Source organism: Nonomuraea typhae, assembly GCF_009760925.1.
GTDB classification, from domain to species: Bacteria; Actinomycetota; Actinomycetes; order Streptosporangiales; family Streptosporangiaceae; genus Nonomuraea; species Nonomuraea typhae.
This window is the reverse complement of record NZ_VRLV01000014.1, coordinates 289189-296873: the sequence shown is the minus strand read 5'-3', so window position 1 is coordinate 296873 and position 7685 is coordinate 289189. Positions and strand designations below refer to the sequence as shown.

Genomic DNA, 7685 nt, shown 5'->3' with positions numbered 1-7685 from the left:
GCCTGCCGATTGCAGCGCCCATCGCGCATCCCTGGCGAGCACTCGTCAGAACGCCTCGAAGCCCACCGAGGAACGACCCTGTGCAGGGGAGTTCAGACATCAGTGCAGACGACTTCGGAAATCGACAGCCGCAGCCGGGCCCGAGCTGCAGGTTCGGTGTTTCATGCGTCGGTGCAAGCGACCGATCTGCTGAAACGGGCTTATGAAACATCTCGGGTGGGTGGCGCCCGCCGTACGGCGAAGGACTATCTGCGCCTGGCCGGGGAGATCCTCACCGACCTGGCCCCCGGTCGCCGGTGGCTGGGCGGTCGCGATGCCCGGCTCGGACTTGCTGCCGTCCGACGGCGAGCGGGGTGAGCCGAGGCCACGGACGCTGGACAGGCCCCGATGGCGAGCTCACCAGTATCAACTGCCCGTGCACGCAGACCTAACGACAAACTTCGCTAGGGCATGCATTCTGTCATTGGCTGAGCACTGAACAACGGCCGCCTCGTGAGCACGACGCAAGCAGTCCAATCCGGGCCTCCTCGTCGAAGGGATCAGCGATGTTCCGGCTCCGGCTGGCAGCCACCGTCCTGGCAGCGCCCCTGCTTCTCCTCAGCGGCGTGGCAAGCGCATCAGCGAGTCTACGCAGTGAAGGTTCCGGCGCCGGGTATCCCCCTGGTACTCCCGGACCATTCAAGATCGCCAATCATCAAGACCTGGGGTTGTGCCTGGACACCACCGGCGCCCTCGGTCGGAGCGTCTACCTGGGCCGTTGCCACAGCGGCGACCCCGGCCAGAGGTGGGGCTGGTGGAACGGCGGGTGGCTCATCCACCTCCAAAGCAGCTACTGCCTGGCTGCCGTAACCACAACTACCGGCGTCCATGTGGCCGAGTTGCAGCGCTGCATTGACCATCGCATCCAATATTGGACGCACCAGAACTTCGCCATTCTCAACACCAGCACGGGCAGCAACCGTTGCCTGAGTCCCGCTTTCGCTGTGGAGGGGGCAAACGTGTCGCCCGGAACCTGCGTCACCACTCCCTCGCAGGGGTGGAACGTGACCTACTGGTAGTGATGCTGAAGGAGCAGCTCACCCCACCGAGTCCTCCTCCAGATAAGTTACTCAGGGGTACAGCCAGGTAACGTGCTGGAGGGGATGCCGGCCCGCGGCGCATACCGCTTCTGTGACCGCGACATCTTGTCCCTGGCCCTTGAGCGCGGTGGTGGCGATCGTCAGCGTCCGGGGCGGCGTGGGGTGGACGGGGCGGTGCGGCGCCTCCGGGCCTGGCGGAGCGTGATCGTCCTGCGTTGCGCGGGGTCGGTGCCGCCCCACACCCCGTGTGCTTGGCCGGTGTGCAGGGCGAAGGTCAGGCAGGGCTCGCGCGCCGGGCATCCGCCGCACACCGCCTTAGCCCGTTCGGTCTCGGCCGTACCCTGACCGTTGGGGGAGATGGGGAAGAACCCCTCCGGATCCACGTCCAGGCAGGCGGCTTGTTCGATCCAGATGCCGGTCAGCGCTCTCATGCCCCGCGCGCCTACCTCAGACCTCGCGGGCTAGATGATTGATGCCAAGGCGTAGCTGCGAAGTTAGGGCGAGGGTGCCCAGGCTCGATGTGTGACGAAAGAGCTAGACACCCTCGCTACCGCACTGTACGTGCGGATCGATGATGTGTTGAAGGCCCAGCCGGGGTTGGCTCCGTGGCGGGCTGAGGTCGGTATCGCGCCGAGGCTCGGTGATGCCGAGCTGGTGACGCCGACGGTGTTGTCGGCGCTGCCGGGCTTCATCTCTGAGCGGCGCCGGCTGCGGTACGCGCGTGCCGAGCTGGGCGCGATGTTCCCGCATCTGCCCGGGCAGCCGGGCTACAACCGGCGGCTGCGCAATGCCTGTGGCCTGGTCAGGTACATGATCCGGATGCTGGGCGCCGACACCTCGCCGTGTACGGCTGCTGCGCCTCCCACTCCCGGTACTTCTGGGGGCTTCGGCTGCACCTGTTGTGCACGCCGGGCGGGCTGCCGGTGCTGTTCGCCCTGAGCGGTGCCAAGGCCGATGAGCGCGAGGTATTGATCGGCATGCTGCAGGCCGCACCCGACGTCGTGGCCGCCCGTCCGCATCAGACGATCATCGCCGACCGGCAGGACTACGGTCGCGTCTTCGAAGCCAAGCTCACCGAGCGTGAACTGCATCTGCTGCGCCTGGCTCGCCCGGGGGAGCCCGAGCGGCGCGGCGCTATTCAAACCGCTGCGCCAGACCATCGAGTCGATCAACGAGACCTTCAAGGGCCAGCTGGACCTGGAACGCCACGGCGGCCGTACCCGGGCTGGCGTCATCATCCGCGTGCTGATCCGCATTCTTGCGCTGACCAGCGTGGTCGGGCACAACGACACCGCCCTCCTCATCGTCTTAATCGACGAAGACCTGATGGACCGAAGGAGTTCGATCCGGCCAGCTTTCCACCACAGCACGTCGCCGAACGGCTGATGGACGACGGCCTCGCCGTACCCCGCCGGGCAGGCATGGATGAGCGGCCCTACAGCGAAGTCCGGACGGCGATCGGCCCTCACCCCGACGCCTCGTTCGCGCTGCGCCTGCGCGAACGGCCAAGCGGCCACGCCGACGACGCACTTCCCTCCGATGAGTTCCCCGGACGGAACAGATGATCAATCCCCCGGCCGGACCGGCCGTCTTGGGCATCGATCTCGGCCGCCGCTGGACCGCAGCAGTCGTCCGCGCCGGCGATCGCGCCCTGCATGGCTGGACGCTCGGCCCTCGCGATGCCCGCGGAGCTCCGGCTCCATTGCACGATCCGTACGACCTGGCCGCATGGGCCCGCTATCACGGGCGCATCCGCGACGCCGTCGACCAGACCCTCCACCGGCGCCCCGACCACTGGGGACCGTGCGAGGCCCGCCGCGGCGAACGCGACCACGAACGCGCCGCCTACGACATAGCCGGCGCAGGCCCGCGGATCCTGCGCGCCCGCGCCGAAGAACACGCGACCGGCCCCTCCGCCTAAGGGGCGGTGCGGCGGCGGGTAGTAACGCAACGGACTGTGCGCCGCGCAGGGCGAGTCACGCGATCGCCGGAGCGTCCGGGTCTCGGCCTTGCCCCCGATCGTGAACCGCTGGGTTAACGCTTCGTTGTGTGCTTTGCCGTTGTTCCGATTGTGTCGTTCCGACACCCTTGATCAAGGACGAATCACCGCATCGGAGGGGTAAGCGTGACAAACGGCCACACACGAGCACATCCATGAACATCATCACCTCAACCGTTGTCTTCACGGTCGATGATCCGGCGGGCTCCCGCCGGTTCTTCAGCGCCCATCTGGGTTTCCGCGAGGTGCTCGACACGCCGGATTTCACCTGGTTGAGCCGTGACGACGGGGCCGCCGACATCCTGTTGCGCCGGCGAGACCTCGAACTGCCGTGGCAGTCGGGGGCTCAGCCGGTGGTGGCTTTCGCGGTCACCGATCTGGCCAAGGAGTCCGAGCGCCTGCACGCCGAGGGCGCACCCATCACCACGCGGTTGCGGTGCGATCCGTCGGGTGAGCGGCTGATGCGACTGACCGACCCCAACGGCATCGTCGTCGAACTGACCGAATGGATCCCGCCCAGCGGCGCCTGATCCACCCCCCTTTGGGATGGCCCTTGAACGGCGCCACCCATGATCGATCACTTTCCGTACACGAATGGAAGCAAGAAGTATGCAACCGCATCCTCGTCGGTGGCTGATCCTGATCGTGCTCTGTCTGAGCACGCTGGTGCTGGTCATCGACAACATGGCGCTCACGGTCGCGGTGCCCGCCCTGGCCGCCGATCTGGGCGCCACCGCCAAGGACATCCAGTGGATTCTGGAGTCCTACATGCTGGTCTTCGCCGGTCTGCTGCTCACCGCCGGATCGCTGTCCGACCGGTACGGCAGGCGGAAGGTCATGGTCGTCGGCCTGGTGCTGTTCGGCGCCGCCTCGGCGGTGGCCACGCTCGCCACCGACCCGGGCCAGCTGATCGCCGCCCGGGTGGCGATGGGCGTCGGCGGCTCGCTGATCATGCCCTCCACCCTGTCGCTGCTGATCGTCGTCTTCCCGGACGAGGCCGAACGGCGTAAGGCGATGGCCGCCGGCGCCGCCTTCGCCGTGCTCGGCCTGGTCGGCGGCCCCGTCCTCGGCGGCGCGCTGATCGCCTCCCTCGGCTGGGAGGCGGTCTTCTGGATCAACGTCCCCATCGCCGTCGTGGCCATCGCGGCCGCGCTGACGCTGATGCCCGAGTCCAAGGGGCCCGCGACCCGGCCCGACCCGCTCGGCGCCGTACTGTCCATGATCGGCATGACCGCCCTGGTGTGGACGATCAACGAGCTGGCGCACGGGATCGCCTGGGTTCCGCTGGCCATCACCGTCGTCGCCCTCGGCGCGTTCATCGGCTGGGAGCTGCGCACCGAGCACCCGATGGTGCCGCTGAAGCTGTTTCGCGACCGCGACTTCGCCGGCGGCAGCCTGTCGCTGACGCTGGTCCAGGTCGGCAACGGCGGCCTGTTGCTGGTGCTGACCCAGTACATGCAGTTCGTCCTCGGCTACACGCCCACCCAGGCCGGTCTGGCCTTCATCCCGATGTTCATCGCCTCGGTGGTCTTCAACGGCGTGGGTGCCGGTCTGGGCAGCAAGCTCGGCAACCGCGCCATCGCGGTGCTGGGCATGATCGTGATGGCCGCCGGGCTGGCCCTGCTGAGCTTCTCCTCCTCCGACAGCTTCGTGGTGCTGGCCATCGCCCAGGTCGTGCTGGGCGCCGGTGGCGGCCTGGCCGGGCCGTCGGCGATCGCCGCGCTGATGGGCGCGATCCCGACCGAGCAGGCCGGTGTCGGTTCGGCGTTGAACGACACCATCCAGCAGGCCGGCGCCGCGCTCGGCGTGGCCATCCTGGGCAGCCTGGCCACCAGCAGCTACACCGCGGCCATGCCGGCCACCGCATCGCAGGAGGCCCGCCGGTCGGTGGCCGCCGCCGTGGCCGACCCGTCCCTGGCCGACGCCGCCCGCCAGGCATTTGACGCGGCCATGTCCTCGGCCTTCCTGGCCGCCGCCGCCGGGGTGCTCGGCGCCGCCGTACTCGCGCTGCTCCTGCTGCGCGGACGCAAGAGCGGCGCCCACGCCGCCGCCTCGCCTCAGCGGCAGACCCCGGTCGGCGCCGCTCACTGAAGCCGATCGCGTACTGGTGTCAGCAGCCGCATCAGGACGATCGCGGCCCGGTATCAGCGCGGTTGGCGAAGCTCTGCAGCACCAGCAAGGAAGCTCTGCAGCACCAGCAAGGAAGCTCTGCAGCACCAGCAAGACCGCATCTCTCAACAGATTCCAAGGAGTACACCGTCATGTCTCTCACCCTCACCGCCCAGGACAAGGCCACCCTGCGCACTGCCGCCTACGGTGCCGTCACGTTGCTGGCCGCCGCCGATGTCGCGGGTTCGCCGCACAAGGCGGCCACTGCGGGCTCGCTGTCGCTGTATTCCGCGACCGGCCCGGTCGGGCACGTGCTCGCCGAAAAGACCAGGGACGTCAACTTGGAGGGTAAGTCGGTGGCCGCGATCGCCGACCACGTGCTGCCCGCCCTGGCCTCCGCCATGAACCTGCTCAAGCAGCAGGACCCGGCCGAGGCTGGCAACTTCCGCACCATCGTCCTGGTCGCCGTCGAAGCCGCCGCTCAGGCCGGCAAGGGCGAGCCCAGCCCCACCCTGGCCGACATGATCCGCAAGATCACCGAAGCTCTCGACGCTGCCTGACAGCACGTCGGCCCGGACCGTTACGAAATACGCAAAGGATGCATATGTCGCTCGTCCAACGGCGGGGCCTCCTCGCCGCCGTCTCCCTCGCGGCCGCGATCGTGGTCGCGGGGGCTCCCGCCGCCTCCTCCGCCTCCGCCGGCTCCGCGGCGGCCAAGCCGGGGATCACCGTCTCAGGTGGGGTCACCCAGCCGGTCTTCTCTTATGCCGACGCCGTCCGTGAGCACGTGCGGGTGCAGTCGCCGCTCGACAGCGACGGCGACGGCAAGAAGGACCTGATCCGGGTGGACATCATCCGGCCGAAGGAGTCCGGCCCCGGGCTCAAGGTTCCGGTGATCATGCACCAGAGCCCGTACTTCGACAAACCGGGCGTCGGCTTCCAGCTGGACCACAAGACGTACGACGCCAACGGCAACCTGACGAAGTTCCCGCTGTTCTACGACAACTACTTCGTGCCGCGCGGGTACGCGTACGTGTCCGTCGACATGGCCGGCACCCGGCTGTCGGAGGGCTGCCCGACCGGCGGCGGGCCGTCCGACGTGCTGGGCGGCAAGGCGGTCGTCGACTGGCTGAACGGCAGGGCGATCGCCTACGACGACCAGGGCGAACCGGTGAAAGCCTCCTGGACCACCGGGCGCACCGGGATGATCGGCCACTCCTACGAGGGCGGGCTGGCCATCGGCGTCGCCGGCACCGGGGTTCAGGGGCTGGAGACGATCGTGCCGCTCGCCGGGCCGAGCAGCTGGTACGACATGTGGCGCGCCAACGGCACCCTCACCGACTTCAAGAACGGCCAGCAATGGCTGGCCCAGATGATCGATGAGGACCCGGATGCCAAATGCGCGGCGGTGCACCAGCGCATGAACGCCGGCTCCGATGACGCCACCGGCAACTACAACGCCTACTGGGACGAGCTCAACTACCGGACCGGCCCGGTCTCGAACGCGGGCAACGTGCGCGCCAGCGTCTTCGCCGTGGTCGGCATGCAGGACCGCAACGTGATGGGCAACCAGTTCTCGCAGTGGTGGGCCAAGCTGCCCCGCGACGTGCAGCGCAAGACGTGGGTGACCCAGTACGGGCATCTTGACCCGTTCTGGGCCCGCCGCCAGGTGTGGGTCGACACTCTGCACCAGTGGTTCGACCACGAGCTGATGGGCGTGGCCAACGACATCATGCGCCGGCCCCGCGCCGACGTGCAGCTCGGCCCGGACCGGTGGATCACCCAGGCCGACTGGCCCGCCCGCCAGGCGCGGACCACAACGCTGCGACCGCAGGCCGACGGCTCCCTGGGCAGCCGGCCCGCCAAGGGAACCGGCAGCTACCTCGACACCGTCCAGAGCGAGACCGCGATGGCCACCGACCCGGCCACCGTCAACCCCAACCGGCTGGCCTACCTGACACCGCCGCTGAAGAACGCGATGAGGGTGTCCGGCACGCCGTCGGTGAGCCTCACGGTCAAGCTGGACAAGCCGGCCGCCAACCTCGGTGTCCTGCTCGTCGACTACGGCACCGACACCCGCATCCACGGCGTCGCCCCCGACAAGGGGCAAGGCCTCAAGCTCATCGACGGCCAGGACTGCGTCGGCCAGAGCACCGCCGATGACAGCAGCTGCTACCTCAGGGCCGCCGACAACACGATCACCTCCGGCTTCCAGGTCGTCTCCCGGGGGGTCATCGACGCGCAGAACCGCAGCTCGCTCAGCCGCCAGACGCCGCTGACGCCGGGCAGGCCGTACCGGATCACCTGGAAGCTGCTGCCCCAGGACTACGAGTTCAAGGCCGGGCACCGGCTTGGCCTGGTGCTGACCGGAACCAACGCCGACCTTGGCGAACCCGCCCTCGGCGGCGCCGAAACCGGCACCGGCGCCAAGGTCACCCTCGACCTGGCCGGCACCTCGATCTCACTGCCTCTGGTTACCGGCAAGTAACGCGACACGA

General features: G+C 68.6%; 7 protein-coding genes and 1 pseudogene. 7 read left to right on the top strand and 1 reads right to left on the bottom strand.

Annotated features, from left to right (window positions below):
- Positions 1-545 precede the first annotated feature (545 nt).
- Positions 546-1058, top strand: coding sequence for a ricin-type beta-trefoil lectin domain protein (locus FVE25_RS57145; protein WP_425489522.1), 513 nt, complete (start codon positions 546-548; stop codon positions 1056-1058).
- Positions 1059-1219: 161 nt separating this feature from the next.
- Here the strand turns inward: FVE25_RS57145 and FVE25_RS40520 are convergent, their stop codons facing one another.
- A complete protein-coding gene (locus FVE25_RS40520; protein ID WP_157252794.1) occupies positions 1220-1510 on the bottom strand; it encodes a WhiB family transcriptional regulator in 291 nt (96 codons plus the stop codon).
- 91 nt (positions 1511-1601) lie between these two features.
- Between FVE25_RS40520 and FVE25_RS57140 the strand changes: the two are divergent.
- From FVE25_RS57140 to FVE25_RS40490, 6 genes and pseudogenes are all read left to right on the top strand, one after another.
- Positions 1602-2465, top strand: a pseudogene (locus FVE25_RS57140) (transposase).
- Between the two features lie 175 nt (positions 2466-2640).
- Positions 2641-3000 (top strand): hypothetical protein, encoded by a 360-nt coding sequence (locus FVE25_RS40510; RefSeq protein ID WP_157252793.1) that lies wholly within the window; start codon positions 2641-2643, stop codon positions 2998-3000.
- 233 nt (positions 3001-3233) lie between these two features.
- The gene (locus FVE25_RS40505) at positions 3234-3608 is read left to right on the top strand and encodes a VOC family protein (RefSeq protein ID WP_157252792.1); all 375 of its coding nucleotides are present in this window, start codon (positions 3234-3236) and stop codon (positions 3606-3608) included.
- Positions 3609-3723: 115 nt separating this feature from the next.
- Positions 3724-5169 carry an MFS transporter gene (locus FVE25_RS40500; RefSeq protein ID WP_246268199.1) on the top strand — a complete coding sequence of 482 codons (1446 nt, stop codon included), beginning with the start codon at positions 3724-3726 and terminating at the stop codon, positions 5167-5169.
- Between the two features lie 170 nt (positions 5170-5339).
- On the top strand, positions 5340-5747 hold the full coding sequence (locus FVE25_RS40495) for a hypothetical protein (protein WP_157252791.1): 408 nt from the start codon (positions 5340-5342) through the stop codon (positions 5745-5747).
- A gap of 44 nt (positions 5748-5791) precedes the next feature.
- Positions 5792-7675, top strand: coding sequence for a CocE/NonD family hydrolase (locus tag FVE25_RS40490; protein WP_219825861.1), 1884 nt, complete (start codon positions 5792-5794; stop codon positions 7673-7675).
- Positions 7676-7685 lie beyond the last annotated feature (10 nt).

Coding starts and splice junctions, on each gene's coding strand:
- FVE25_RS40490 (WP_219825861.1), top strand. CDS start 5,792: ATGTCGCTCGTCCAACGGCGGGGCCTCCTCGCCGCCGTCTCCCTCGCG.
- FVE25_RS57145 (WP_425489522.1), top strand. CDS start 546: ATGTTCCGGCTCCGGCTGGCAGCCACCGTCCTGGCAGCGCCCCTGCTT.
- FVE25_RS40505 (WP_157252792.1), top strand. CDS start 3,234: ATGAACATCATCACCTCAACCGTTGTCTTCACGGTCGATGATCCGGCG.
- FVE25_RS40495 (WP_157252791.1), top strand. CDS start 5,340: ATGTCTCTCACCCTCACCGCCCAGGACAAGGCCACCCTGCGCACTGCC.
- FVE25_RS40510 (WP_157252793.1), top strand. CDS start 2,641: ATGATCAATCCCCCGGCCGGACCGGCCGTCTTGGGCATCGATCTCGGC.
- FVE25_RS40520 (WP_157252794.1), bottom strand. CDS start 1,510: ATGAGAGCGCTGACCGGCATCTGGATCGAACAAGCCGCCTGCCTGGAC.